Here is a 26,701-nt window from a genome sequence, read left to right as displayed (position 1 = left end):
GCACCCGACGCCGTGGGCGACATCCATTCAAGCTTCCTGTTCGGCCTGCTGGTCTTCCTGATCGTCTGTTCAGCGTTCTTCTCCAGCTCCGAGACCGGCATGCTCAGCCTCAACCGCTACCGCCTGCGGCACATGGCCCGCGAGGGCCACAAGGGCGCGCGCCGCGCCAGCGAGCTGCTCGGCCGCCCGGACCGCCTGCTCGGCACCATCCTGGTCGGCAACAACATCGTCAACATCCTCGCCGCGTCGATCGCCACGGTGATCGCCGTGGACATCTGGGGCGAGGCCGGCATCGCCATCTCCACCGTGCTGCTGACCATCGTGGTGCTGATCTTCGGCGAGATCACGCCCAAGACCCTGGCCGCCCTGCGCCCCGAGCAGATCGCCTTTCCTGCCAGCCACGTCCTGCTGCTGCTGATGCGCCTGCTCTACCCGGTGGTGTGGATCACCGGCGCGATCAGCAACCTGCTGCTGCGCCTGCTCGGCGTCGACCCGCAGCATCGCCATTCCGACAGCCTGTCCGCCGAGGAGCTGCGCACCGTGGTGCGCGAGTCGGGCCAGTCCCTGCCGAGCAACCGCCAGGACATGCTGCTGGGCATCCTCGACCTGGAGAAGGTCACGGTCAACGACATCATGGTGCCGCGCAACGAGGTGACCGGAATCGACCTGGACGACGACCTGGAGCAGATCGTTGCCCAGCTGTACGCCACCACCTACACCCGCCTGCCGGTGTTCCGCCACGACTTCAACCAGGTCGAGGGGGTGATCCACATGCGCCAGATCGCCCGCCTACTGACCCACAACACCCTGACCAAGGAAAGCCTGCTGGCCACCTGCACGCAGCCCTACTTCGTCCCGGAAAGCACTCCGCTGTCGACCCAGCTGATCAACTTCCAGAAGGAAAAGCGCCGCATGGGCATCGTCGTCGACGAGTACGGCGAGGTAATCGGCCTGGTGACCCTGGAGGACCTGCTCGAGGAGATCGTCGGCGAGTTCACCAGCCAGCCCACCGGCGACGGCCAGGAAGTGCAGGCCGAGGATGGCGGCCGCTACCTGATCGATGCCAGCGCCAACATCCGCGACGTCAACCGCAAACTCGGCTGGCACCTGCCCTGCGACGGCCCCAAGACCCTCAACGGCCTGGTCACCGAGGCGCTGGAGAGCATCCCCGACAGCGGCGTGTGCCTGAAGATCGGCCCCTACCGCCTGGAGATCCTCCAGGCGGAGGGCAACCGTGTCACCCGCCTGCGCGCCTGGCAGATCGGCAAGCCGGCCGAGGCGCAGGACGACGCCAGCACTGCCTGAAACGACAAGGCCGATCCCATGGATCGGCCTTGTCGCCCAGCCTTGGCATCTCAGAGTTCGACACGAACCGCCTGCGCCGCACGCAGCGCCTTGGCGCGCGCCGCCTCGACCGACTCGTCGCGGGCCAGCGCCACGCCCATGCGCCGCTGGCCGCTGACCTCGGGCTTGCCGAACAGACGCAGTGCGGTGTCGGCTTCGGCCAGCGCCGCCTGCAGATTGCCGAAACGTACGCTCTGCGACTCGCCCTCGACCAGAATCACCGCCGAGGCGGACGGGCCGACCTGGCGGATCGCCGGGATCGGCAGGCCAAGGATTGCCCGCGCGTGCAGGGCGAACTCGGAGAGGTCCTGGGAAATCAGCGTGACCAGACCGGTGTCGTGGGGGCGCGGCGACACCTCGCTGAACCACACCTGATCGCCCTTGATGAACAGTTCGACGCCGAACAGGCCGCGGCCGCCGAGGGCCTCGGTGACCGCCCGCGCGATACGCTCGGACTCGGCCAGCGCGAGCGCACTCATCGCCTGGGGCTGCCAGGACTCCTGATAGTCGCCCCGCTCCTGACGGTGGCCGACCGGCGCGCAGAAGGTGGTGCCGCCGGTATGGCGTACGGTGAGCAGGGTGATCTCGTAGTCGAAATCGACGAAGCCCTCGACGATCACCCGGCCCTTGCCGGCGCGGCCGCCTTCCTGGGCGTAATCCCAGGCCTTGCGCACGTCGGCCTCGCCGCGCAGCAGGCTCTGGCCCTTGCCGGAGGAACTCATGATCGGCTTGACCACGCAGGGGAAGCCCAGCGCGGCGACCGCCGCGGCGTAGTCCTCAAAGGAGTCGGCGAAGCGGTACGGCGAGGTCGGCAGGCCCAACTCCTCGGCGGCCAGACGGCGGATGCCCTCGCGGTTCATGGTCAGCTGCGCGGCGCGGGCGGTGGGCACCACGGTGAAGCCCTCGGCTTCCAGCTCGACCAGGGTGTCGGTGGCGATCGCCTCGATCTCGGGGACGATGTAGTGCGGCTGCTCCAGCTCGATCACCGCGCGCAACGCGGCGCCGTCGAGCATGCTGATCACGTGGCTGCGGTGCGCCACCTGCATGGCCGGGGCGTTGGCGTAGCGGTCGACGGCGATCACCTCGCAGCCCAGGCGCTGCAGCTCGATGGCCACTTCCTTGCCCAGCTCGCCAGAGCCGCAGAGAAGAACACGGGTCGCGCTCGGCGACAGCGGGGTTCCGATCATGGTCACGGAATGCTTCCTTCAGAGGGGGTGGGTTTTACCAGAAACTGTCCGGCCGCCAGAGCCCGGGCGGTGCAGCGCGCCAGTACGGCGCGCCGCTCGGTGTTGTCCATGCGGCCCCAGCGGGTGATTTCCTCGCCGCTGCGCTGGCAGCCGAGGCAGATATCGTCATCGTCCAGGGCGCAGACGTACACGCAGGGCGAGGCGACCGACGCGTCCCGTCCGGCATCCATCAGTCGTCCTGCCCGGCCAGTTCGCGGGCATAGCGGCGGGCGTTGTCCACGTAATGGGCGGCGTTGCGTTTGAGGCCCTCGATCTGCTCCTCGCTGAGCGGGCGCACCACCTTGCCGGGCACCCCCATCACCAGGCTGCCGTCGGGAATTTCCCGGCCCTCGGGGATCAGCGCACCGGCGCCGATCAGGCAGTTGCGGCCGATCTTCGCGCCGTTGAGCACCACGGCGCCGATGCCGACCAGGCTGTGATCGCCGATGCTGCAGCCGTGCAGGGTGACCTTGTGGCCGATGGTCACGCCCTTGCCGATGCTCAGCGGCCAGCCCATGTCGGTATGCAGCACGCTGCCGTCCTGCACGTTGCTGCCCTCGCCGACGTGGATCAGCTCGTTGTCGCCGCGCAGCACGGCGCCGAACCACACGCTGGCACCGGCGTCCAGGCGCACCTTGCCGATCAGGCTGGCATCGGGGGCCACCCAGCTGTCGGGATGGGTTTCTACACGGGCATCGCCCAGGCGGTATTTCATCGGAGTCGTCCTCGTGGAGCGGGGAAGGTCAGCGGCAGGCGTCGAAGGCCTGCGGCGGGCGCTGCAGTTCGATGCCGGCGTCGTAGATCAGGTTGACCAGTTCGACGATCATGATCGCGGTCAGCCCCCAGATCTTGAAGCCGCCGTAGCGGTAGCTGGGCACGTACCAGCTGTAGCCGAGGTAGTCGATGCGGTGGGTGATTTCCCGCGGGTCGTCGCGGAAGAACGCCAGCGGTACCGAGAACACCGCGGCGATCTCGCCGTCGTTGGCCTTGAATTCGACATAGTCGGGAATGAAGCCGACATAGGGCGTGACCTTGATGCCGTGGCGCGACACCTGGGTGCTGAGCGGGCCGACCACCTCGACCAGGCCGGGTGACAGGCCGACTTCCTCGTGAGCCTCGCGCAGCGCGGTGAACACCAGGGACGCGTCCTCCGGGTCGCGCCGCCCGCCGGGGAAGGCCACCTCGCCGCCGTGGGTGGACAGCCCGCTGGCACGCAGGGTCAGCACCAGCTGCGGCTCGTCGCTGCGGGTGATCGGCATCAGCACCGCCGCCTCGGGGAAAGGCCGGTCGCTGGGCAGGGCAAGGGGACTGTGGGCCTGTACGCGGCGACGCAGCTCGTCCAGCATGGGAGGTTCTCGTGATCGGCTTGGCGCTCCGCATCATGGCATGAAAGCGCCGGGCCTGCCAAAGCCTGCCGGCCCTTTGCCGCGCCGCCGCGGCTCTCCTAGAATGCCGCTCAGACCGTCCGTACGACACGCGCCAATCGCCCTGCCGGGCTGCGAGCGTTGCATGCACGCCACTACCGACCTTCGACTGGAATCCACCGCAATGCGCTGGCTGTTCGTTATTTGCTGTTTGCTGTTCGCCTCCCTCAGCCACGCCATGGCGGCCCCGAGCCTCGATGCCGAGGCGGTCGACAAGGTGCTGGTGCTCAAGTCCGAGCGCAAGCTGCATCTGCTCAGCCGCGGCGAAATCGTCAGGAGCTACCGGGTCTCGCTGGGCAAGCAGCCCAACGGTCCGAAACGCTTCGAGGGCGACAAGCGCACTCCGGAAGGCTTCTACTGGATCAACTGGCGCAAGATCAGCGAAAAATACAACCTGTCGATGCACATCTCCTACCCCAACGAGCGCGATCGCCAGTACGCCGCGCAGCAGGGCCGGCCGGCCGGCGACATGATCATGATCCACGGCACGCCGCGCGACGAGGAGTACCCCGAGTGGTTCTTCCACACCCTCGACTGGACCGAGGGCTGCATCGCCATGAAGAACGACGACATGCGCGAGGTCTGGCAACTGGTGCGCGACGGCACACTGATCGAGATCCGCCCCTGAGTTCGCCGGCCGGCCGGAAAGCCCGGCCGGCACCCGGAGCGCAGATCGCTCAGCACGCCTCCAGCCGCCACACCTCGTAGGCCGGCGTCTCGTAGGGATGGGCGGCCTTGAGCGCCGCCAGCGCCGCCTGGAGCAGCGCGTCGGCCACCACCATCTCCACCTTCCATTCCGCCACCTGCTCGACCTGCCCCTGGGCGCCGATGAACGGCTGGCTGCCCGGCAGCGGGCGGAACTGGCCGATGCCTTCCACCTGCCAGCAGCACTGGTCGTAGTCGCCGATGCGCCCGGCGCCGGCGGCGAACAACGCCTCCTTGACCGGCTGCAGATGGCTGGCGGGCACGAAGAAGCACAGTTTGTACATGGACGATTTCTCCTGATGCTGCGGATGGGGATACCGGCCCGGCCGGCCGGGCGACGGGGCAAGCTGGTCCTGCCGCGCCACAGCGGCCCGAGGATGGGCCTGCGCGGGACGCCCGGTGCCTGCAAATCCGGCAAGCCGGGCACGGCTAGGCAGCCATCATGACCGTACCCCCGAAAACGCCAAGGGCGCCACGCGGGCGCCCTTGGCGGGAAACGGCCGGTGCAGCAGCGCTGCCCGGCCGGTGACGGGTGGATCAGCCGACCCAGACCCGCGCGTTGCGGAACATGCGCATCCAGCCGGCGTCTTCCTGCCACTCGTCCGGGCGCCAGGAGTTCTGCACGGCGCGGAACACCCGCTCCGGGTGCGGCATCATGATGGTGACGCGACCGTCGCGAGTGGTCAGGCCGGTGATGCCGCGCGGCGAGCCGTTGGGGTTGGCCGGGTAGCGCTCGGTGACCTGGCCGTGGTTGTCGACGAAGCGCAGCGCCACGGCGCCGGACAGGTCGGCAGCCAGCAGGGCTTCCTGGTTGGCGAATTCGGCATGCCCCTCGCCGTGGGCGATGGCGATCGGCAGACGCGAACCGGCCATGCCGGCGAGGAAGATCGACTTCGACTCCTGCACCTCGACCATCGCCACACGCGCCTCGAACTGCTCCGAGCGGTTGCGCACGAAGCGCGGCCAGGCCTCGCTGCCGGGGATCAGCTCGCCGAGGTTGGAGAGCATCTGGCAGCCGTTGCAGACGCCGAGGGCGAAGCTGTCCTGGCGTTCGAAGAAGGCGCTGAAGTTGTCGCGGGCGCGGGCGTTGAACAGCACCGACTTGGCCCAGCCGCCACCGGCGCCGAGCACGTCGCCGTAGGAGAAGCCGCCGCAGGCCACCAGGCCCTTGAAGTCCTCCAGGCTGACGCGGCCGGCGATGATGTCGCTCATGTGCACATCGACCACGCTGAAGCCGGCGCGGTGGAAAGCGGCCGCCATCTCGGTCTGGCCGTTGACGCCCTGCTCGCGCAGGATCGCCATGCGCGGGCGCACGCCGGTGTTGATGTAGGGCGCGGCGATGTCGGCGTTGACGTCGAAGCTGAGCTTGGCCGACAGGCCCGGGTTGCTCTCGTCGAGCAGCAGGTCGTATTCCTGCTCGGCGCACTCGGCGTTGTCACGCAGACGCTGGATGCGGTAGCTGGTCTCGCTCCAGATGCGCTGCAGGATGCGCCGCTCGGCGCGGTAGACGGTTTCGCCGGCGAAGCTCAGACGGATCTCGCCGCCGGCCACCGGCTGGCCGATCACCTGCACGCAGTCCGCCAGACCGGCGGCGGCGAAGCGCGCCAGCACTTCGGCGGAATCGGCGGCACGCACCTGGACCACCGCGCCCAGCTCCTCGCTGAACAGCGCGGCAGCCAGCGCCTCGCGGCTGGCGGCGACGGCATCGAGATCGAGGTCGAGACCGCAGTGGCCGGCAAAGGCCATCTCGGTGACGGTGGCCAGCAGGCCGCCGTCGGAGCGGTCGTGGTAGGCCAGCAGCTTGCCGTCGGCATTCAGCGCCTGCACGGTGTCGAAGAACGCCTTGAGGTCGGCGGCGTTGTCGACGTCCGGCGCGCTGCGGCCGATCCGGCTGTAGACCTGGGCGATGATCGAGCCGCCGAGGCGGTTCTGGCCACGGCCGAGGTCGATCAGCAGCAGCTCGCTGTCGCCCTGGTCGAGGCGCAGCTGCGGGGTCAGGGTCAGGCGGATGTCCTGAACCGGGGCGAAGCCGGAGACGATCAGCGACATCGGCGCGGTGACGCTCTTGTCCTCGCCTTCGTCCTGCCAGCGGGTCTTCATCGACATCGAGTCCTTGCCCACCGGGATGGTGATGCCCAGTGCCGGGCACAGTTCCATGCCCACCGCCTTGACGGTGTCGTACAGGCGGGCGTCCTCGCCCGGGTGGCCGGCGGCGGCCATCCAGTTGGCGGACAGCTTGATGTCGGAAATCTTGCCGATGCGCGCGCTAGCCAGGTTGGTGATCGCCTCGCCGACCGCCATGCGCCCGGAGGCCGGGGCGTCGAGCAGCGCCAGCGGGGTGCGCTCGCCCATCGCCATGGCTTCGCCGGTGTAGACGTCGAAGGCGGTGGCGGTGACGGCGCAGTCGGCCACCGGCACCTGCCACGGGCCGACGAACTGGTCGCGGGCCACCAGGCCGGTGATCGAGCGGTCGCCGATGGTGATCAGGAAGCTCTTGGAAGCAACGGCCGGGTGACGCAGCACGCGCTCGACCGCATCATTCAGCTCGAGGCCGGCGGTAGAGAAATCGTCGCCCAGCTCGGCCTCGCGGCTCACCGAGCGGTGCATGCGCGGCGGCTTGCCGAGCAGCACTTCCAGCGGCATGTCCACCGGGTTGTTGCCGAAGTGCTCGTCGTGGACGGTCAGCTGGCGCTCCTCGGTGGCCTCGCCGACCACTGCGAACGGGCAGCGCTCGCGCTCGCAGATCTCGCGGAAGGTGTCGAGGTCGGCGGCGTCGACCGACAGCACGTAGCGCTCCTGCGACTCGTTGCACCAGATTTCCAGCGGGCTCATGCCCGGCTCGTCGTTGGGCACCTTGCGCAGTTCGAAGCGGCCGCCGCGGCCAGCGTCGTTGATCAGCTCCGGCAAGGCGTTGGACAGGCCGCCGGCGCCGACGTCGTGGATGAACTTGATCGGGTTGTTGTCGCCCATCTGCCAGCAGCGGTCGATGACCTCCTGGCAGCGGCGCTCCATTTCCGGGTTCTCGCGCTGCACCGAGGCGAAGTCGAGGTCGGCCGAGCTGCTGCCGGTGGCCATCGACGAGGCGGCGCCGCCGCCCAGGCCGATCAGCATGGCCGGGCCGCCGAGCACGATCAGCTTGCCGCCGACCGAGATCTCGCCCTTCTGCACGTGCTCCTCGCGGATGTTGCCGAGGCCGCCGGCGAGCATGATCGGCTTGTGGTAGCCGCGCACCTCTTCACCGCGCGGGGTGTCGATGCTCTGCTCGAAGGTGCGGAAGTAGCCGGTCAGGTTGGGACGGCCGAACTCGTTGTTGAACGCGGCGCCGCCCAGCGGGCCCTCGATCATGATGTCCAGCGCGCTGACGATGCGCTCGGGCTTGCCGTAGGCCTTCTCCCACGGCTGCTCGAAGCCGGGGATCTGCAGGTTGGAGACGGTGAAGCCGACCAGACCGGCCTTGGGCTTGGAGCCGCGACCGGTGGCGCCCTCGTCGCGGATCTCGCCGCCGGAGCCGGTGGAGGCGCCGGGGAACGGGGCGATGGCGGTCGGGTGGTTGTGGGTCTCCACCTTCATCAGGATGTGCACCGGCTCCTGATGGGCGGCGTACTCGTGGCTGCCCGGCTGCGGGAAGAAGCGCCCGGCGGTGAAGCCCTCGATCACCGAGGCGTTGTCCTTGTAGGCGCTCAATACGCCTTCGCGGTGCAGCTCGTAGGTGTTCTTGATCATACCGAACAGCGACTTGGCCTGCTCTTCGCCGTCGATGTCCCAGCTGGCGTTGAAGATCTTGTGCCGGCAGTGCTCGGAGTTGGCCTGGGCGAACATCATCAGTTCGATGTCGTGGGGGTTGCGCCCCAGATCATTGAAGCTCTTCACCAGGTAGTCGATCTCGTCCTCGGCCAGGGCCAGGCCCAGCTGGAGGTTGGCAGCTTCCAGCGCGGCGCGACCGCCACCCAGCACGTCGACCACGCTCAGCGGCTTGGGCTGGGCATGGCTGAACAGCGCGCCCGCCTCTTCCATGCGCGCCAGCACCAGCTGGGTCATGCGGTCGTGCAGCACGGCGGCGACGGCCTCGGCGTCGGCCGCGCTCAGCTCGCCGGCCACGTAGTAGGCGATGCCGCGCTCCAGGCGCTGGATCTTGCCCAGGCCGCAGTTGTGGGCGATGTCGGTGGCCTTGCTCGACCACGGCGAGATGGTGCCGAAGCGCGGCACCACCAGGAACAGGCGCCCGCTGGGCTCCTGCACCGGCACGCTCGGGCCGTACTGCAGCAGACGGGCCAGCACCTGCTCCTCGTTGCCGTCCAGAGCGCTGGACACCTCGGCGAAATGGGCAAACTCGGCGTACAGGCCGGTGACCGCAGGAACCTTCTGGGTCAGTTGTTCGAGCAGTTTGCCGTGACGGAAGGCGGAAAGGGCGGGGGTGCCGCGCAGGATCAGCATTGTCGGAACAGCCTCTTGGGCAAGGGAGTGCGAAAGATCAGCGATTCTAGCGCAAAGCAGCCAACCCGGCACCCGCAGCCGTCGGCGCGGCGGCGGGCACGGCGCTTTTCGCCGGACGTCCGGGCAGGCCTCGATATATGGTCGCCGCCCGGCTTTGCGTATACTCCTGCCATGTACAGCCTCAATGCACTGCGTCTGGGCCATTGCGCCTGGCTGCTGACCGCCACCCTGCTCCTGCTGCTCGGCGCCTGCGGCAAGGCCCCCACTGCGCTGGAGCGGGTGCAGGAAGACGGGGTACTGCGGGTGATCACCCGCAACAGCCCGACCACCTACTACCAGGACCGCAACGGCCCGACCGGTTTCGAGTACGAGCTGGCCGAGCGCTTCGCCGAGTCCCTCGGCGTGACGCTGGAAATCGAGACCGCCGACAGCATCGACGAGCTGTTCGAGCGCCTCGGTCGCCCCGACGGCCCGCACCTGGCCGCCGCCGGGCTGCTCGCCTCGGAAAACCGCAGCGCCCTGGCGCGCTTCAGCCAGGGCTACCTGGACGTTACCCTGCAGGTGGTCTATCGCAGCAACCGGCAGCGTCCGACCAAGCCCGAACAGCTGATCGGCCAGCGTATCACCGTGGTCAAGGGCAGCCGCCACGCCGAGGTGCTCGCCGAGCTGAAGCGGCGTCTACCCGAACTGCAGTACAGCGAATCGAGCGAGGTCGAGGTCGCCGACCTGCTGCGCATGGTCGACGAGGGCCAGCTCGACCTGACCCTGGTCGGCTCCAACGAGCTGGCGATGAACCAGTTCGCCCTGCCCAACGTGCGCGTGGCCTTCGACCTGGAGGGCACCCAGCAACTGGTGTGGGCGGTGCCGCCCGGCGAAGACCGCAGCCTGCTCGACAAGATCGACGCCTTCCTCGCCGAAGCGCAGCGCGACAAGACCATCCAGCAGCTCAAGGAGCGCTACTACGGCCATGCCGACGTGCTCGGCTACGTCGGCACCACCACCTTCGCCCGCCACCTGCAGCAGCGCATGCCGCGTTACGAGGAGCACTTCCGCCAGGCCGCCGAGAAGCACAAGGTCGACTGGCGACTGCTCGCGGCGATGGGTTACCAGGAATCGTTGTGGCAGCCCGACGCCACCTCCAAGACCGGCGTGCGCGGCCTGATGATGCTGACCCTGCGCACCGCCCAGGCGATGGGCGTTTCCGACCGCCTCGACCCGCGCCAGAGCATCCACGGCGGCGCCCGCTACATCGCCGAGATCCATGCCGGCCTGCCGGCCAGCATCGAGGAGCCGGACCGCACCTGGTTCGCCCTGGCCGCCTACAACGTCGGCGGCGGTCACCTGGAAGACGCCCGCAAGCTGACCCGCGAGGCCGGGCTGAATCCCGACAAGTGGCGGGATGTGAAAAAGATCCTGCCGCGCCTCTCGCAGAAGCAGTGGTACAGCAAGACCCGCTACGGCTACGCGCGCGGCGGCGAGCCGGTGCACTTCGTCAACAACATCCGCCGCTACTACGACATCCTCACCTGGGTCACCCAGCCGCAACTGGAAGGCGAACAGATCGCCGACCGCGGCCTGCACCGCCCGGGCATCGACAAGACCCCGCCCAAGGACGCCCCGCCGCTCTGATCGGCAGCGCCACCGCCCCGCGACAATTAAACGGCGCCGTCATAGTGTCGAAACGGGAGTCATGCCAAAATGGCGCGCTTGACGCTCAGACCATTCGGAACGCCGCCTCCCCATAAAGGCGCACAATAACGAAGAAGCGGTTTCCGGCCACCCAACCCAGCCCATCGGAACACCATGGACAGCCCATCCGCGCCGCGACATGCCCTTGCCTCCCCCTTCCAGATCGTCCCACAGCGCCACGCCCCTCCCCGCCTGAGCGGACCGCACCGACCGGCACAGACCGTGCCCTGACGGACCGCCCGGCAACCCACACCCACATTCCTTGCGAGCCACGCGCAGGCTGCCCCGCCCCATACCGCGGCGCGGTAGCGCCACGCGCGCTCGAACGCACACCCGACAGCATCGGGCCCGAAGGCCCGGAGACATCATGCACGCCCTGATCAACCGACTCAGCATCCGCTCGACCCTGAACATCGCCCTGGCGCTGTTCGCCGTCCTGATCCTGGCCATCGCCGCCCTCGGCCTGACCAGCACCCGGATGGCCGGCCAGCGCATCCAGCAGATCGAGAACGTCGACATCCAGATGGTCGACTCGATGAACCGCGCCTACATCCTGCGCCTCAACGCCTTCCTGCGCATGGAGCGCTACGCCGAACAGTACAGCCAGGGCCGTGGCGCCGAGGCGGCCGGCGTGCTGGCCGAAGCCGAGGATCTGGTCCGCCAGGCCCGCCAGCGCTTCGACACCTATCGCCAGGCGCCGCCACTGGAAGACGCCGCCTTCAAGGCACTGGCCGACGACTTCGAGCGCACCTTCGACGCCGCGCTGCAGATCCAGGAGCAGCTGCTCAAGGCGCTGCGCGATCACGACATCTACACCTTCGACAGCCTCAAGGAGGAGCTGCTCAGCCAGCACGGCCCGGCCACCCGCCAGGCGCTGGACGCCTTCTACGCCCACTCGGAGCGCGACTACCTGGCGCGCCAGGAGGACTACCAGTCGGCCATCGGCCGCTTCGCCTACTTCGGCGGCGGCGCCCTGCTGATCGCCCTGCTCGCCCTGCTGCTGACCCGCCAGGCACTGACCGCCATGGTGGTGCGCCCGCTGGAGGTCGCCGTCGATCACCTGCAGCACCTGGCCAAGGCCGATCTGGCGCAGACCATCCACGTCACCTCGCGCAACGAGGTAGGCCAGCTGCTCGCCGCCATGCGCGACATGCAGCAGAGCCTCGGCGGCATCGTCGCCACCGTGCGCGAGGGCAGCAGCGCGATCCTCGGCGGCACCCGCGAGATCGCCGCCGGCAACGCCGACCTGTCCTCGCGCACCGAGCAGCAAGCCGCTTCCCTTGAAGAAACCGCAGCGAGCATGGAGGAGCTGACCGCCACGGTGAAGCAGAACGCTGACAACGCCCGCCAGGCCAGCGCGCTGGCCAACGATGCTTCGGCGACCGCCGACCAGGGCCGCGAGGTGGTGCATCAGGTGGTCGAGACCATGCAGGGCATCACCGACAGCTCGCAGCGCATCGCGCGGATCATCGACGTCATCGACTCGATCGCCTTCCAGACCAACATCCTCGCGCTCAACGCCTCGGTGGAAGCGGCGCGGGCCGGCGAACAGGGTCGCGGCTTCACCGTGGTGGCCAGCGAGGTGCGCAACCTGGCCAGCCGCAGCGCCCAGGCGGCCCAGGAGATCAAGACCCTGATCGACGAATCCACCCGCCGGGTCGACGACGGCTCGAAACTGGTCGAGCGCGCCGGCCAGACCATGGGCGAGGTGGTCGGCGCGGTGCGCCGGGTCGCCGACATCGTCGACGAGATCTCCGCCGCCTCCCAGGAGCAGAGCGAGGGCATCGGCCAGGTCAACACCGCAGTGACCCAGATGGATCAGGTCACCCAGCAGAATGCCGGGCTGGTGCAGGAAGCCTCGGCGGCCTCCAGCGCCCTGGCCGACCAGGCTCACCGTCTGGAGGATGCGGTGGCGATCTTCCGCCTGCCGCCCGCGGCGCAGCCGGCCCGCCGCACCAGCACAGCGCCTGCCGCCGCGCCGCGCGCCAGCCAAGGCCCGGCCAGGACGACGCCAGCCGCGCAGCCTCGGGCGCTGGCCGACGACGACGCCTGGGAAACCTTCTGAGCCGCTCAGCCGCCCGCGCTATCCGCCGCGGGCGGCGCCGCGTCCGGGGTCGCCTTGCGGCGCCGGGCGCGGAAGAAGTCGCTGAGGATGGTCCCGCAGGCCTCGGCCAGCACCCCGCCCTCCACCGCCAGGCGGTGGTTGAGGAAGTCCTGCTCGAAGAACCGCCCGCGACTCTGCACCACCCCGGCCTTGGGCTCGCTGGCGCCGTAGACCAGCCGGCCGACCCGCGAATGGACGATCAGCCCGGCGCACATGCTGCACGGCTCCAGGGTCACGTAGAGGGTGCTGCCGACCAGCCGGTAGTTCGCAAGATGTCGCGCCGCGTCGCGGATCGCCACCATCTCGGCGTGGGCGCTGGGGTCGTGGCCGGAAATCGGGCAGTTGAAGCCGCGTCCGACGATCTCGCCGTCGACCACCAGCACCGCGCCCACCGGCACCTCGCCGCGCGCGGCACCCTCGGCGGCGAGCGCCAGCGCCTCGCGCATGAAGCGCTCGTCCTGGCTGCGGTCGATGATCGCGGGTCTTTTCATGGGCGTTCGGCTGGCGGTAAAGGAAAGGCCCGCCAGTTTGGGAAAAGCCGGCGCGGAGTCAAGCCCGCGCCACCTCAAGGAACCACCGGGTAAAAAACCCGCGCAGCGCCTTTCCGGCGATAAGCGCAGGCCACGGCGGCGCCGCTCCGCGGGCAATCGCTGCGCGAGCTACCCCAATGCCCTGCCCGCCCGCTCCGTTCAGACCACCGCGATGGCCGCCATCAGCCCGGTCTCCATGTGGTCGACCACATGGCAGTGGAACATCCACATCCCCGGATTGTCGGCGACCAGGGCGATCTTCGCCGTCTCGTTCTTGCCCAGCAGGTAGGTGTCGGTGAACCAGGGCGCCTCGATGCGCCGGCGGTTCGAGGCGAGCACCTTGAAGGTCATGCCATGCAGGTGGATCGGGTGCTGGTACTGGCTGACGTTGCGCAGCTCGAAGACATAGCTGCGCCCCTGCCGCAGGGTGGCGATCGGCCGCTCGGCGCAGCTCTTGTCGTCGATGTCCCAGGCCTGGCCGTTGATCTGCCAGAAGCTGTGCGCCGCGCCCTGCGCCAGGTTGGCCGACACCACGCCGGCCCACTCGAAGTTGAAGCGCAGGGTCTCGGCGGCGGCCAGGTCCGGCTCGGCCACCGGGTTGGCCGGCAGCGCCGGCGGCCAGTCGCCGGCCAGCGCGTCCTGGCTGGCCACGCTCTTCAGGGTCGCCAGACGCAGCGGGCCGTTGCGCAGCGCCAGCTCGGCGCCGGCCTCCGGCACCCGCAGGGCCAGCTCGATGCGCATCCCCGGCCCCAGCCAGTAGTCCCGGCCCAGCGGACGCGGAGTCACCGGGTTGCCGTCCAGGGCATAGATACGCGCCTCGGCGCCGGGCAGGTTGAGGCGGTAGGTCAGGGTGTTGTCGAGATTGAGGATGCGCAGGCGGACGATCTGTCCGGCCGGCAGCTCGACGCTCGGCGCATGCACGCCGTTGACCGTCGACAGCCGCCCCGGCGTGCCGCCGCGCGCCGCCTCGCGCGGCACGCTGAAGTCGGTGAAGGCGCCCGCGCCGTCCACATGCCAGCTTTTCAGGCTCAGCGTGCGCTCGTGGCGAAAGCCCGTCGGCTCGCGCTCCTCGACGATCAGCGGGCCGACCAGGCCGCGGCCGAGCTGTGCGCCGCTGGCGGTGTGCGGGTGATACCAGAAGCTGCCGGCGTCGGGCACGCGGAACACGTAGTCGAAGTACTCGCCGGGCAGCACCGGCAGCTGCGAGACATAGGGCACGCCGTCCATCTCCAGCGGCAGGCGGATGCCGTGCCAGTGGATGGTGCTCGGCTCGGGCAGCCGGTTGACGAAGCGCACCCGCAGCAGCTCGCCCTGACGGGCGCGCAGCTCCAGCCCCGGCGCCTGGCCGCCGTAGGCCCAGACGCGGGTGGCGTGGCCGGGCATCAGTTCGACGTCCAGCGGCGCGGCGATCAGTTCGTAGTCGTGGCTGGCGGTATCGCCCGGCCGGCCCAGCCAGTAGCGGGCGCCGCCGGCGCCGAGGCCGACCACGGTCAGGCCGGCCAGCCCGGCGAGGATCTGTCTGCGGGTGAAGCTCATCCCGTCGCGCTCCTGGATCACGGTTGGAAGATGACAGATCTTCTCATCTGCGCGACGGCAAGGCGAGCCGGATCTGCGGGTCAGAGCGTCGCAGCCAGCGCGGTGAGGGCATGCAGCAGCAGGCCGACGCAGCCGCCGACCAAGGTGCCGTTGATGCGGATGAACTGCAGGTCGCGGCCGACCTGGCGCTCCAGCAGCTCGACCAGTTCGCGGTCGTCCCAGGCCTCGACGCGGGCGGCGATGTAGCGGCCGATGGCCTCGCGGTAGCGCTCCAGCAGCGGCGGCACGCCTTCGCGCAGGCGGCGGTCGATCCAGCCGCGCAGCTCGGCGTCGGCCGCCAGCTCGCTGCCGAGGCGCTGCAGCAGCCCAGCCAGACGGCCGCGCAGGCGCGAGTCGGCGCCGCGCGCGAGGTCGTTGCCCAGATCGTCGAGCAGCGCCTGCCAGAGATCGTCCAGGTAGCCGGCCAGCGCCGGATGGGCGAGCAGCTCGGCGCGCAGCGTCTCGCCCTTGAGGCGGTAGCGCGGGTCGCTGCGCAGGCGCTGCACCAGCTCGTCCAGGCAGGCGGCGAACTGTCCGCGCAGCTCGTGGCGGGGATCGCCGGCCACCTCGCCGAGCAGCACGGAGAGCCGCGCTACCACGCGCTCGGCCGACCAGCGGCCGGCCTTGTCGTCGAGCCCCAGCTCCTTGCCGAACAGCCGCACGCGCAGCCCGCCGAACTCGGCGGACAGCGCTGTGGCCAGGCGCCGCTGGGTCGCCTCGTCGCGCAGCAGACGGTCGGCCCAGCGCAGCAGCTCGTCGAGCGCCGCCTGATGGCGGCCGTCGCGGACCAGCGCGGCCAGGGCGTCGCCGGCCAGACAGGCCAGGTCCAGCCGGGCCAGGCGCGCCAGCAGGGTATGGCGGATGAACTGCTGCACCGCCTCCTCGCGCAGCGCGCGCAGGAGGAAGTCGACCACGGCGCCGCCGCCCTCGGCCAGCGCGCGGGCGTTGTGCGGCTGGCACAGCCAGGCGGCCAGGCGCTCGGCGGCATCGAAGTGCTGGAGTTTGGCCATGATCTGAGGGGTGGCGAGGAAGTGGGTACAGATGAAATCGGAGAGGTTGCCACCGAGCCGCGCCTTCTTGCGCGGGATGATCGCGGTGTGCGGAATCGGCAGCCCCAGCGGATGACGGAACAGGGCGGTGACGGCGAACCAGTCGGCGATCGCGCCGACCATGGCCGCCTCGGCGAATGCCGCCAGATAGCCCCAGGCCGGATGCGCCGCGCCCATCCAGGTGGCCAGACAGTACAGCAGCGCCGCCAGCAGCAACAACCCCAGGGCGAGGATTTTCATTCGCGCCAGCGGCGCACGGGCGGGCGACATGGCGGCACTCCCAGCAGAGGCCGCCGCCGGGCGATGGCGACGGCGCACGGACGACTGCATCCAGCATACTCCGGACGGCACAGGGGCAGCCGAAGCTGCCCCTGTGTTCGCTGCATCAATCCGGCGAGCGGATCATTCCCACTCGATGGTCGCCGGCGGCTTGCTCGACACGTCGTAGGTGACGCGGGAGATGCCCTCGATCTCGTTGATGATGCGGTTGGAGACCTTCTCCAGCAGCTCGTAGGGCAGGTGCGCCCAGCGCGCGGTCATGAAGTCGATGGTTTCCACCGCGCGCAGGGCCACGACCCAGGCGTAGCGGCGGCCGTCGCCGACCACGCCGACCGATTTCACCGGCTGGAACACCACGAAGGCCTGGCTGGTCTTGTGGTACCAGTCGAAGTTGCGCAGCTCCTCGATGAAGATGTGGTCGGCGCGACGCAGCAGGTCGGCGTACTCCTTCTTCACCTCGCCGAGGATGCGCACGCCCAGGCCCGGACCGGGGAACGGGTGGCGGTAGACCATGTCGTAGGGCAGGCCGAGTTCGAGGCCGATTTTGCGCACCTCGTCCTTGAACAGCTCGCGCAGCGGCTCGACCAGCTGGAACTGCATGTCCTCGGGCAGGCCGCCGACGTTGTGGTGGCTCTTGATCACGTGGGCCTTGCCGGTCTTGGCGCCGGCCGACTCGATCACGTCCGGGTAGATGGTGCCCTGGGCGAGGAAGTCGATGCCTTCGAGCTTCTTGGCCTCCTCGTCGAACACCTCGATGAAGCTGCGACCGATGATCTTGCGCTTCTCTTCCGGGTCGCTGACCCCGGCCAGACGGGAGAGGAACTTGTCCTCGGCGTTGGCGCGGATCACCTTGACGCCCATGTTCTCGGCGAACATGGCCATCACCTGGTCGCCCTCGTGCAGGCGCAGCAGGCCGTTGTCGACGAACACGCAGGTCAGCTGCTCGCCGATGGCGCGGTGCAACAGCGCCGCGACCACCGAGGAGTCGACGCCGCCGGACAGGCCGAGCAGCACCTTGCGCTCGCCGACCTGGGCGCGCACCTGGGCGATGGCGTCCTCGACGATGTTGGCCGGGGTCCACAGCGCGGCGCAGCCGCAGATGTCGAGGATGAAGCGCGACAGGATGCGCCCGCCCTGCTTGGTGTGGGTCACTTCCGGGTGGAACTGCACGCCGTAGTAGCAGCGGTTGTCGTCGGCCATCGCGGCGATCGGGCAGCTCGGGGTGCTGGCGACGATGTGGAAGCCGGCCGGCAGGTCGGTGACCTTGTCGCCGTGGCTCATCCACACGTCGAGGCTGAGCAGACCGTCGTCGTCCATGTGGTCTTCGATGCCGTCGAGCAGGCGGCTCTTGCCGACCAGGTCGACGCGGGCATAGCCGAACTCGCGCAGGTCCGAGCCCTGCACCTTGCCGCCGAGCTGCTCGGCCATGGTCTGCATGCCGTAGCAGATGCCGAACACCGGCACGCCGAGGTCGAACACCGCCTGCGGCGCGCGCGGGCTGTTGGCCTCGTGCACCGACTCCGGACCGCCGGCGAGGATGATGCCGCGCGGATCGAAGGCGCGCAGCGCCTCGTCGTCCATGTCGAACGGGTGGATCTCGCAGTACACGCCGATCTCGCGCACGCGGCGGGCGATCAGCTGGGTGTACTGGGAGCCGAAGTCGAGGATCAGGATCCGGTGAGCGTGAATGTCTTGATGGGCCATGGCCGTCTCTCGTAGCGGAATGCACAAACGACATGGGGCTGCATCAGACAGCCCCATGTCGCCAGTTCAGAAACTCGGGAATCAACCTACGCGGTAGTTCGGAGCTTCCTTGGTGATCTGCACGTCATGCACGTGCGACTCGGCCATGCCGGCGCCGGTGATGCGCACGAACTGCGGCTTGCTGCGCATCTCGTCGACCGTGGCGCAGCCGGTGTAGCCCATGGAAGCGCGCAGGCCGCCCATCAGCTGGTGGACGATGGCGGCCAGGGCGCCCTTGTACGGCACGCGACCTTCGATGCCTTCGGGCACCAGCTTCTCGGCACCGGCCGAGGAGTCCTGGAAGTAGCGATCCGAGGAGCCCTGGGACTGCGCCATGGCGCCCAGCGAACCCATGCCGCGGTAAGACTTGTAGGAACGGCCCTGGAACAGCTCGACCTCGCCCGGCGCCTCTTCGGTGCCGGCGAACATCGAGCCCATCATCACCGCGTTGGCGCCGGCGGCGATGGCCTTGGCCAGGTCGCCGGAGAAGCGGATGCCGCCGTCGGCGATCATCGGCACGCCGGAAGCGGCCAGGGCGGCGGAGACGTTGGCGATGGCGCTGATCTGCGGCACGCCGACACCGGCGACGATGCGGGTGGTGCAGATCGAGCCCGGGCCGATACCGACCTTGACCGCGTCGGCGCCGGCCTCGACCAGCGCCAGGGCGGCCTCGGCGGTGGCGATGTTGCCGCCGATCACCTGCACGGCGGGGAAGTTCTGCTTGACCCAGCGCACGCGGTCGATCACGCCCTTGGAGTGGCCGTGGGCGGTGTCGACCACCACCACGTCGACGCCGGCGGCGGCCAGCGCGGCGATGCGCTCGGCGGTGTCGGCGCCGGTGCCGACGGCGGCGCCGACGCGCAGGCGACCTAGGTCGTCCTTGGACGCCAGCGGGTAGGTCTTGGCCTTCTCGATGTCACGGAAGGTCACCAGGCCGCGCAGGTGGAAGTCCTTGTCGACCACCAGCATCTTCTCGACGCGGTGCTCGTAGAGCTTGGCCTTGATCTCTTCCAGGCCGGTGCCTTCCAGCACGGTGACCAGCTTGTCCTTGGGCGTCATGATCGCCGCGACGCTGTCGCCGGTGTTGGGGGTGAAGCGCAGGTCGCGGCCGGTGACGATACCCACCAGCTGGTTGCCGGACACCACCGGGAAGCCGGAGAAGCCCAGCTCGGCGGCCTTGCGCAGCAGCTCGCTGATCTTGGTTTCCGGGGTGACGGTTTCCGGATCGCGGACGATGGCGGTCTCGTGGCGCTTGACCTTGCGCACCTCGGCAGCCTGCTGCTCGATGGTCATGTTCTTGTGGATGATGCCGATGCCGCCTTCCTGGGCCATGGCGATGGCCAGACGGGCCTCGGTCACGGTATCCATCGCTGCGGAAACCAGCGGAATGTTCAGCTCGATGCCACGGGTCAGGCGGGTCTTGAGGGAAACATCCTTGGGCAGAACCTCGGAATAACCGGGGATCAGGAGAACGTCGTCGAAGGTCAGAGCTTCTTGGCTGATACGCAGCATGGCGGGGGCTCCCGGACGGGAAAAATGGAAGCGCGGCATTATACCCGCCACGGCCGCCGCGCTCAACGCGCCGATCCGCGTCCACGGCGGCGGATCGTCCGGCGTTCGAGCGGCGCCAGCCAGTCAGCCGAGCGGCGCCCCGCCTCATCACCGGGCCGGGCCGCGCGCCGGGCGCTCAGTAATCCACCTTGCCGCGCCCGGCCTTGATCGCCCCGCGCTGGCTCTTGCCCTCCAGGCGGCGCAGCTTCGACCCCCGCGTCGGCTTAGTCGGCCGCCGTGCCTTCTCCACCCGGGTCACGCTGCGGATCATCTCGACCAGGCGCGCCAGCGCATCGGCGCGGTTCTGCTCCTGGGTGCGGTACTGCTGGGCCTTGATCACGATCACCCCCTCGGAGCTGATCCGGCTGTCGCGCAGCGCCAGCAGGCGCTCCTTGTAGAACGCCGGCAGGCTGGAGGCCGGGATGTCGAAGCGCAGGTGCACCGCGCTGAACACCTTGTTGACGTTCTGTCCGCCGGCGCCCTGGGCGCGGATCGCGTGCAGCTCGATCTCGTGATCGGGCAGATGGACGGCATTGGAGATTTCCAGCATGGCGGGCTCGCAGGATGTAGGCGGTGGCGCAGGATACCCGCTGCGCCGCAGGGCTGCAGACGGCGCGCTCAGCGCATCGCCGAGCCCAGCAGGATTTCCTCGCCGGCCAGCATGAAACGTCCGTAGCCACGGTGATGCAGGGTGCGCGGCGCGATCACCGCTGGATCGTGCCAGGCGCGCAGCACCTCGAGCACGAAGAAGTCGTAGCGGCCGACCAGTTGCCGGTCCGCTACCCGGCATTCGAGATTGGCATAGCACTCCTCCACCCGCGGCACCGCCACCCGAGTGGACGGCACCGCGCTGAGGCCGAAGGCGGCGAACTTGTCGACGGCATCGCCGTGCGTATTGCCGCAGCCGACCAGCGCCCGGGCCAGGCCGGCTTCCGGCACGTTGAGCACGCATTCGCCGGTGGCATCGAGGGCGGCGAAGGAGCAGTTGGCGGCGCTGACCACGCAGCCGACCAGGGGCGGCTCGAAATCCAGCATGCAGTGCCAGGACAGCGCCATCAGATTGGCCCGTCCCGCCTGCGCGGTGGACAACAGCAGCACCGGACCGGGTTCGAGGATAGCGTAGACTTCGGCCAGTGGCAGTTCGGTCTTCATCGGCAGCTCCCGGAGGCGAACGCAGCGATGCACCACTCAACCATAGCGGCCCCGTCGCCGGGCCGCACGACACCGCCCGGCGCCCCGCTCGCCTGGCTGCTCTACCGCATAGACGACAACGGCAACGAGGTGACAATGCGGCGCTTCGCCCGCCGCGCAGACGCGGAAGCCGCCATGCGCATCTTTGAGGCGCGCGGACACAAGCAGGCTTATCTGGTGCGCGCAGAACGGGACCAGGCACCCTGAGCACAGCGGCGCCAGAGCGGGCGCGCCGGCTTGCATCGTCCGGTGATCGCGCCTAGCGTGTGGCTTCCCGCCCACTCCGCCGAGGAGCCGCCATGCACCGCATTCTCGCCCGCAAGAGCCCGGAGACCTTCAAGACCCTGCCGCTGCATGTCGAGGCGAACGAACGGGGCCTGAGCTACCAGACGGTGGGCACGCCGCTGAACTTCGCCCAGGTGCTCGAGCGGCGCCGGCCGCTGGCGCTCGACGACCACCAGCGCTTCGTCCTGGAGCTGGCCAACCTGGGGGTTTCGGTGCGCCTGACCCTCGACTGGCAGGGCCGCGACTACTGGCTGCTGGTGCGCCAGCGCCGCGCGGATCGCGGCGACTGCGTCCTCAAGCTGATTTCCGGCTATGTGCCGGCCCACGAACTGCACCTGCCGCTGCACACGGCGCTGCAGGAAGTCGCCGAGGAATGCCTGGTGCGGATCGGCGACCGCTGGCTGGGCGGGCGCTATGGCCAGCACTGGCTGACACAACCCTATGCCACGGCGCTCGACTATCACGAGGAGGCCCATTTCCACCTGACGCCGCTGAGCGGCGCCGCGCGCCCGGTGCTGGCCGGCCACCTGCCGCTGCTGGAACGCCCGCAGGCCTACGTGCACCTGCCCACCGCCTCGCTGCAGCTGGTCTACGACATGCGCCTGAGCCTGCCCGACGACTGCCGGGAAGTCAGCCTGCTGCATGCCGACGAGGCGCTGGAGGAGCAGCACCTAGTGGCCCGCCTGGACACCGCCAGTCCGGAGCTGTACCTGCTGCCGGTCGAGCCGGCCGAGGATGGGCTGTTCACCCTGCAGGACGGCCGCCTGCATGCCTGCCCGAGCGACGGGCTATGGCTGTCGGAAGGTTTCGCAGCGCAGGAGGGCTGGGTGGTGACGGAGGAGCGGGTGAGGCTTGCCGAATGGGCGGACGCCCGGCGGAAGACGGGCTGCAAACGCTACGCCCGGAACGCAGCAGGCCGACCCTCGGGGTCGGCCCACACGGAAGATTACGGACGCTGACGGGTCAGCACCGCCGAACCCCAGGACAGGCCGACGCCGAAGCCGCTCATCACCAGGTTCTTCCAGTCGCTGTTGAAGGCATAGCGCTCCATCAGCAGCGGGATGGTCGAGGAAACGGTGTTGCCGATGCCGAACAGGTCCTTGATCACCCGTTCGCCGTTCTCGCCCAGCTTCTTGGCCAGGGCGTCGACGATCACCCCGCTGCCCTGGTGCAGGCAGTAGGCATCGACGCTGTCGAGGCTCAGCCCGGCCTCGGCCAGCACCGACTCCATGTGCGGCACGATCTTGTGGCTGGCGAAGTTGAACACCTGACGGCCATTCATGTGGAAATGCCCGTCCTTGACCACCAGATGCTCGGCGCCGCCGCCGTCAGTGCCGAAGCGCGCCGGGCCCATGGCCCAGACCGGATCCTCGCCGATCCAGGTGGCGGTGGCCGCATCGCCGAACAGCAGGGTGGTCACCCGGTCCTGGCGGTTCATGATCTTCGAGTAGGGGTCAGCGGTGATCAGCAGGCCATTGCGGTAGCCCATGGTTTCCATGAAACCCTTGATCACGTAGAGGCCGTAGACGAAACCGGAGCAGCCGAGGGAAACGTCGAAACAGGCCACGTCGCTGCGCAGGCCGATCTTGTGCTGGACGATCGCCGAGGTATGCGGCAGACCCTCGCCATCGCCGTTCTGGGTCACCACTACCAGTGCATCGATGTCTTCGAGACGCAGCTCGGGCGTTTTATCCAGCAGATTCTGCACAGCCTGGGCCGCCAGATCCGAGGTCTCCTCGTTGGCGCCCTTGACCGACAGGGTGGCCGTGCCGATCTTGGCGTGTACGAAAGCCTCGTCACGGTCAAAATATGCCGCCTGGGCAATATTGTTGATCCTCCCTGACGGAATGTAGCTGGCGATACTTTTTATTCCTATATTCATGTGCCTGACCCTGAAATCGAACACCGTGCCCGGCCAGCGGACACCCTACAGCCTCAATTGACTGCCCCGGCAATGCGGCAGTCACATTTGCCGACATGCCGTCCATGGAGTGGCATGGACCCGCTTGATTATGACGCGTCGCCCCTGCAGACGCGACCGCTAGCGGGCATGCAGCCCTTCACCCGGCGGCACTCAGCTTTTACGCACCATATGCAGCGGAGCCCGTACCTGTCGCTCCTGCTGCAGCAGCCGCAATAGCAGCACAACGCGCTCCACCCCGTCCATACACACAAAGATCGCTTCCAGACCATCCAGAGCGCCGCCCTCCAGCCGCACCGCATCACCCGGACTCAGGGCACTGGCCACAGAGACGCTCGTCTCGCGTGCCTGCAACTGCCGGATCAACGAATCGGCCACCGGCAACGGCACTCCGCCGAAAGACACGATGCGCGCCACACCCCGCGTAGAACGCAGCGGCATCCAGTTGTCCTGGCTGCTCATACGGATGAACAGGTAGCCGGGAAACAACGACTCTTCGACCACCTGGCGCTGTCCCTTCAGCAAGCGCTCGCGCTTGTGTTGCGGGCGATAGCAACACACGCCCTGGCGCTCCAGATGCTCCTGCGCACGGGCATCCTGGCGCGGCTTGCACTGCACCAGATACCAGTTGCTCTCAGCCTCGCTGTCCATCGCCACTCCTCACGCCTCAGTGCGTATCGCGAATCTTCTCGACGATGGCCGTGGTGGAGCAGCTGTCGACGAAGCTCAGCACCCGCACTTCGCCGCCATAGGCCTGCACGATGTCGGCGCCGACCACGCCGTCCAGACCGTAGTCGCCGCCCTTGACCAGTACATCCGGCCGCACCTTGCGGAGCAGCGTTTCGGGGGTATCCTCGCTGAAGCTGACCACCCAGTCCACCGCGCCGAGGCCGGCGAGCACCGCCATGCGCCGGTCGACGCTGTTGATCGGCCGGCCCGGGCCCTTGAGGCGGGTTACCGAAGCGTCGTCGTTGATCGCCACCACCAAGCGGTCGCCGAGGGCGCGGGCCTGCTCCAGGTAGGCGACGTGGCCGGCGTGGAGGATGTCGAAGCAGCCGTTGGTGAAGACGATGCGCTCGCCGTGGGCCCGCGCGTCGTCGAGGGCCGGCAGCAACTGGTCGAGGCTCATCACCCCGCGCCCGGCTCCCTGCTCGCGCTGCACCGCGCGGCGCAGCTCGGGGGCGCTGACGGTGGCGGTACCGAGCTTGCCGACCACGATGCTGGCGGCCAGGTTGGCCAAGGCCACGGCCTGCGGCAGCTCCGCGCCGGCGGCCAGCGCACCGGCCAGGGTGGAGATCACCGTGTCGCCGGCGCCGGTCACGTCGAACACCTCGCGGGCGCGGGCCGGCAGGTGCAGGGCCGGATGGCCCTGACGCAGCAGGGTCATGCCGTGCTCGCCGCGGGTCACCAGCAGCGCACCCAGCTCCAGTTCGGCGAGTAGCTCGAGGCCCTTGGCGACCAGCTCGGCCTCGTCGGCGCAGCGGCCGACCACCGCTTCGAACTCGGCAAGGTTGGGGGTGATCAGGCTGGCGCCGCGGTAGATGGAGAAGTCGCGCCCCTTGGGATCGGCCAGCACCGGGACGCCGCGCGCGCGGGCGGCGGCGATCAGCGCCGCGTGGTTCAGCAGTGCGCCCTTGCCGTAGTCGGAGAGGATCAGCACCTTGACCCGCTCCAGCAGGCCTTCCACCTCGGCGAGCAGCGCCGCCTGGTCGGTGGCGAAGGGCTCCTCGAAGTCCAGGCGCAGCAGTTGCTGGTGACGGCTCATCACCCGCAGCTTGACGATGGTCGGCTGATTTTCCAGGCGCTGGAAACGGGCGTCGACGCCGGCGGCCTGCAGGCGCTCGGCGAGGCTGTCGGCGGCCTCGTCGCGGCCGGTGACGCCGACCAGCCAGGCCGGCGCGCCGAGGGCGGCGATGTTCAGCGCAACGTTGGCGGCGCCGCCCGGGCGGTCCTCGATCTGCTCGACCTTGACCACCGGCACCGGCGCCTCCGGCGAGATGCGGTTGGTCGCCCCGTGCCAGTAGCGGTCGAGCATGACATCACCGACCACCAGCACGGGGGCCTGATCGAAACGGGGCATGGACAGCTGCATGGAGGGCTCCGGGGCGCGAGAAAAAACGGCGGCGATCATAACATGGGGGTCTGCCGGAACGGCGTCCCCGCCATGCGAGCCGGGACGGCCAGCGGCGGACGGGCTATATCCCCGCGCGCGCCTTGGCTCCGACCGCTGCGTGACCTGACAGCGGCCGCACCCAGAACAGTTCATGCCGACGCACCGCCTTGCGGAAGAACTCGTCCTCGCCGGTCGCCGGCCAGCGGCGTCCGGCCAGTACCCGCTGGATAGCGCGGCGCAGGCGCTTCTTCGCCGGCAGGCGACCCTGCAGGTCGTGCTGCATGGCCAACGCCATGGCCTTGTCCAGACGGACGGCGGCGTCCAGGGTCGGGCTCCACAGCCCGTCGGCGGGCAGCGCCTCGATGGCCGGCGGCAGGGCGATGCCGCCCTCGGCCGGACCCATCGGCCAGCGATCGTTGTCGTGCAGGTGGTTGGCGTAGAGCAGCAGGGTACTGGGCTTCCAGGCGCTGCGGGCGACGGCTTCGTGCAGCGCGCGGGTGGCGGCGACGTGGTCGGCGTGCGGGTCCAGTTCGGGGTGCGGGGTGACCAGCACCTCGGGGCGGAAGTGTTCGAGCAGCGCGACCAGATCGGCGACCAGATTGTGCCAGTTCGGCTGGCCGTCGGCATCGCCGGGCAGGGGCAGCGGATTGTGCCGCCGTGCGCTGCGGATATCCGTCTCGCCGGATTCGCGCGAGCCGAACGGCTGCGCCGGCTCGGCGGCCATCGCCGGCAGTTGCAGGCAGTAGTAGCCGAGCTGCACGCAGCGCTGCTGCCCTACCCCGCCCCACAGCGGCACGGCCAGGCTGTCCCAGCTGCGCAGACGGCCCTTGAGGCGCGCGGCGGCGGTCGCGTCGAGCCCCAGGCGCCGGTAACCGTCGGCTTCGATCTCGCCCTGGGTCAGGGTGACGATGCTCGCCTCGGCAGCCCGGCTGTACAGGCCGAAGGCGGCCAGTTCGGCGTCGTCGGCGTGCGGGGCGACGACCATCAGGCGCTGCTGCGCATAGTCGGGGTTTTCCAGCACCAGCAGGGCACCGCTGGCCGCCAGCCGGCAGAAGCGCCCGCGCAGGCGCAGCTCGCCGCGCTCCAGCGCCTCGCGCTGACCGGACAGGTTGAGGTAGCGCAACCCGGCCACGCCACGCTCGAAGTCCTGGCGATCCGCGCCGATCCACACCTGCGGGTCGCACAGCCGGCCGAGCAGCGTGGCCTCGATGCGCAGTTCGAGGATCAGCGTCTCGCCGGGCGGCAGCGGCTCGTCGAGGCGTAGACGACCATCGCTCTCCAAGGTCGCCGCCAGACGCGGCGTGCCGGGCGGGAAGTGGTAGCGATAGTCGTCGCCGGGTGCGTAGAACAGGTGGTCGGCAAACCAGGCCTCGTGGGCGATCCAGCCGAGCAGCAGGAGCAGCGGCACCAGCCACCAGGCCAGCAGCACGCCGGCCAGTGCCAGTACGACCAGGGCGACCAGCAGGGCGATGCGCTTGTGCCGGCGGTGGCGCTTGAGCAGTTGCTGCTTGCGGGCGGTCATGCGTTTCTCTTCCCTG

At 69.2% G+C, this 26,701-nt stretch carries 23 protein-coding genes; 6 read left to right on the top strand and 17 right to left on the bottom strand.

The annotated features are described in order from the left end of the window. Nucleotides 1-12: 12 nt before the first annotated feature. On the top strand, nucleotides 13-1,305 hold the full coding sequence (locus BLU22_RS08440; RefSeq protein WP_090213604.1) for an HlyC/CorC family transporter: 1,293 nt from the start codon (nucleotides 13-15) through the stop codon (nucleotides 1,303-1,305). 50 nt (nucleotides 1,306-1,355) lie between these two features. On the opposite strand, the gene purT is transcribed toward BLU22_RS08440, so the two are convergent. The 4 genes from purT to BLU22_RS08420 are packed head-to-tail and all read right to left on the bottom strand — an operon-like array spanning nucleotide 1,356 to nucleotide 3,916. Further along, nucleotides 1,356-2,537 carry a formate-dependent phosphoribosylglycinamide formyltransferase gene (gene purT, locus BLU22_RS08435; protein ID WP_090213602.1) on the bottom strand — a complete coding sequence of 394 codons (1,182 nt, stop codon included), beginning with the start codon at nucleotides 2,535-2,537 and terminating at the stop codon, nucleotides 1,356-1,358. Then, nucleotides 2,534-2,761, bottom strand: coding sequence for a DUF1289 domain-containing protein (locus BLU22_RS08430; RefSeq protein ID WP_090213601.1), 228 nt, complete (start codon nucleotides 2,759-2,761; stop codon nucleotides 2,534-2,536). Before BLU22_RS08430 ends, purT begins: the two co-directional genes overlap by 4 nt. Then, nucleotides 2,761-3,285, bottom strand: coding sequence for a gamma carbonic anhydrase family protein (locus tag BLU22_RS08425; RefSeq protein WP_090213599.1), 525 nt, complete (start codon nucleotides 3,283-3,285; stop codon nucleotides 2,761-2,763). The genes BLU22_RS08430 and BLU22_RS08425 overlap by 1 nt, the downstream gene beginning before the upstream one ends. A 28-nt stretch (nucleotides 3,286-3,313) precedes the next feature. Continuing rightward, on the bottom strand, nucleotides 3,314-3,916 hold the full coding sequence (locus BLU22_RS08420) for a CoA pyrophosphatase (RefSeq protein WP_090213597.1): 603 nt from the start codon (nucleotides 3,914-3,916) through the stop codon (nucleotides 3,314-3,316). 202 nt (nucleotides 3,917-4,118) lie between these two features. On the opposite strand from BLU22_RS08420, the gene BLU22_RS08415 reads away from it, so the two are divergent. Continuing rightward, nucleotides 4,119-4,622, top strand: coding sequence for a L,D-transpeptidase family protein (locus BLU22_RS08415; protein WP_090213595.1), 504 nt, complete (start codon nucleotides 4,119-4,121; stop codon nucleotides 4,620-4,622). Nucleotides 4,623-4,671: 49 nt separating this feature from the next. On the opposite strand, the gene BLU22_RS08410 is transcribed toward BLU22_RS08415, so the two are convergent. Both BLU22_RS08410 and purL read right to left on the bottom strand, forming a co-directional pair. Continuing rightward, nucleotides 4,672-4,983 (bottom strand): NGG1p interacting factor NIF3, encoded by a 312-nt coding sequence (locus BLU22_RS08410; RefSeq protein WP_090213593.1) that lies wholly within the window; start codon nucleotides 4,981-4,983, stop codon nucleotides 4,672-4,674. Nucleotides 4,984-5,236: 253 nt separating this feature from the next. Then, nucleotides 5,237-9,133, bottom strand: coding sequence for a phosphoribosylformylglycinamidine synthase (gene purL / locus BLU22_RS08405; protein ID WP_090213591.1), 3,897 nt, complete (start codon nucleotides 9,131-9,133; stop codon nucleotides 5,237-5,239). Between the two features lie 171 nt (nucleotides 9,134-9,304). On the opposite strand from purL, the gene mltF reads away from it, so the two are divergent. Both mltF and BLU22_RS15395 read left to right on the top strand, forming a co-directional pair. Beyond that, nucleotides 9,305-10,762 carry a membrane-bound lytic murein transglycosylase MltF gene (gene mltF / locus BLU22_RS08400; RefSeq protein ID WP_090213590.1) on the top strand — a complete coding sequence of 486 codons (1,458 nt, stop codon included), beginning with the start codon at nucleotides 9,305-9,307 and terminating at the stop codon, nucleotides 10,760-10,762. A 427-nt stretch (nucleotides 10,763-11,189) separates the two neighbouring features. After that, nucleotides 11,190-12,887, top strand: coding sequence for a methyl-accepting chemotaxis protein (locus tag BLU22_RS15395; protein WP_090213589.1), 1,698 nt, complete (start codon nucleotides 11,190-11,192; stop codon nucleotides 12,885-12,887). Between the two features lie 5 nt (nucleotides 12,888-12,892). Here the strand turns inward: BLU22_RS15395 and tadA are convergent, their stop codons facing one another. From tadA to BLU22_RS08360, 7 genes are all read right to left on the bottom strand, one after another. Continuing rightward, entirely contained in the window at nucleotides 12,893-13,417 is a 525-nt protein-coding gene (gene tadA / locus BLU22_RS08390) for a tRNA adenosine(34) deaminase TadA (RefSeq protein ID WP_090213587.1), read from the bottom strand. Between the two features lie 198 nt (nucleotides 13,418-13,615). Then, a complete protein-coding gene (locus BLU22_RS08385) occupies nucleotides 13,616-14,992 on the bottom strand; it encodes a multicopper oxidase family protein (protein ID WP_090213585.1) in 1,377 nt (458 codons plus the stop codon). Nucleotides 14,993-15,072: 80 nt separating this feature from the next. Next, a complete protein-coding gene (locus BLU22_RS08380) occupies nucleotides 15,073-16,350 on the bottom strand; it encodes a DUF445 domain-containing protein (RefSeq protein ID WP_090213584.1) in 1,278 nt (425 codons plus the stop codon). Nucleotides 16,351-16,482: 132 nt separating this feature from the next. Then, the gene (guaA, locus tag BLU22_RS08375; RefSeq protein WP_090213582.1) at nucleotides 16,483-18,063 is read right to left on the bottom strand and encodes a glutamine-hydrolyzing GMP synthase; all 1,581 of its coding nucleotides are present in this window, start codon (nucleotides 18,061-18,063) and stop codon (nucleotides 16,483-16,485) included. An 81-nt stretch (nucleotides 18,064-18,144) separates the two neighbouring features. After that, nucleotides 18,145-19,614 (bottom strand): IMP dehydrogenase, encoded by a 1,470-nt coding sequence (gene guaB, locus BLU22_RS08370; protein WP_090213581.1) that lies wholly within the window; start codon nucleotides 19,612-19,614, stop codon nucleotides 18,145-18,147. Nucleotides 19,615-19,789: 175 nt separating this feature from the next. Beyond that, complete coding sequence (arfB, locus tag BLU22_RS08365; protein ID WP_090213579.1) at nucleotides 19,790-20,203, bottom strand: alternative ribosome rescue aminoacyl-tRNA hydrolase ArfB; 414 nt, start codon at nucleotides 20,201-20,203, stop codon at nucleotides 19,790-19,792. Between the two features lie 68 nt (nucleotides 20,204-20,271). Continuing rightward, entirely contained in the window at nucleotides 20,272-20,805 is a 534-nt protein-coding gene (locus tag BLU22_RS08360; RefSeq protein ID WP_090213577.1) for a flavin reductase family protein, read from the bottom strand. Between the two features lie 27 nt (nucleotides 20,806-20,832). Here BLU22_RS08360 and BLU22_RS08355 point away from each other — a divergent pair, with 27 nt between their 5' ends. Together BLU22_RS08355 and BLU22_RS08350 are read left to right on the top strand one after the other, a co-directional pair. After that, on the top strand, nucleotides 20,833-21,051 hold the full coding sequence (locus BLU22_RS08355) for a hypothetical protein (RefSeq protein WP_231975227.1): 219 nt from the start codon (nucleotides 20,833-20,835) through the stop codon (nucleotides 21,049-21,051). A gap of 92 nt (nucleotides 21,052-21,143) precedes the next feature. Further along, entirely contained in the window at nucleotides 21,144-22,088 is a 945-nt protein-coding gene (locus BLU22_RS08350; RefSeq protein WP_231975226.1) for a metal ABC transporter ATPase, read from the top strand. On the opposite strand, the gene BLU22_RS08345 is transcribed toward BLU22_RS08350, so the two are convergent. From BLU22_RS08345 to BLU22_RS08330, 4 genes are all read right to left on the bottom strand, one after another. Next, a complete protein-coding gene (locus BLU22_RS08345) occupies nucleotides 22,076-23,011 on the bottom strand; it encodes a ketoacyl-ACP synthase III (RefSeq protein ID WP_090213575.1) in 936 nt (311 codons plus the stop codon). The two genes, BLU22_RS08350 and BLU22_RS08345, sit on opposite strands and share 13 nt — an antisense overlap. A gap of 192 nt (nucleotides 23,012-23,203) precedes the next feature. Next, nucleotides 23,204-23,701, bottom strand: coding sequence for a transcription/translation regulatory transformer protein RfaH (gene rfaH / locus BLU22_RS08340; protein WP_090213573.1), 498 nt, complete (start codon nucleotides 23,699-23,701; stop codon nucleotides 23,204-23,206). A gap of 16 nt (nucleotides 23,702-23,717) precedes the next feature. Further along, nucleotides 23,718-25,142, bottom strand: coding sequence for a bifunctional D-glycero-beta-D-manno-heptose-7-phosphate kinase/D-glycero-beta-D-manno-heptose 1-phosphate adenylyltransferase HldE (gene hldE, locus BLU22_RS08335; RefSeq protein WP_090213572.1), 1,425 nt, complete (start codon nucleotides 25,140-25,142; stop codon nucleotides 23,718-23,720). A 103-nt stretch (nucleotides 25,143-25,245) separates the two neighbouring features. Continuing rightward, nucleotides 25,246-26,685, bottom strand: a complete 1,440-nt coding sequence (locus BLU22_RS08330) for a PIG-L deacetylase family protein (RefSeq protein ID WP_090213571.1) — start codon at nucleotides 26,683-26,685, stop codon at nucleotides 25,246-25,248. Nucleotides 26,686-26,701 lie beyond the last annotated feature (16 nt).

Source organism: Pseudomonas guangdongensis (assembly GCF_900105885.1).
In the GTDB taxonomy this organism is placed as follows: domain Bacteria; phylum Pseudomonadota; class Gammaproteobacteria; order Pseudomonadales; family Pseudomonadaceae; genus Geopseudomonas; species Geopseudomonas guangdongensis.
Note: the sequence above shows the minus strand (reverse complement) of the source record. Positions and strands in the feature narration are given on the sequence as shown.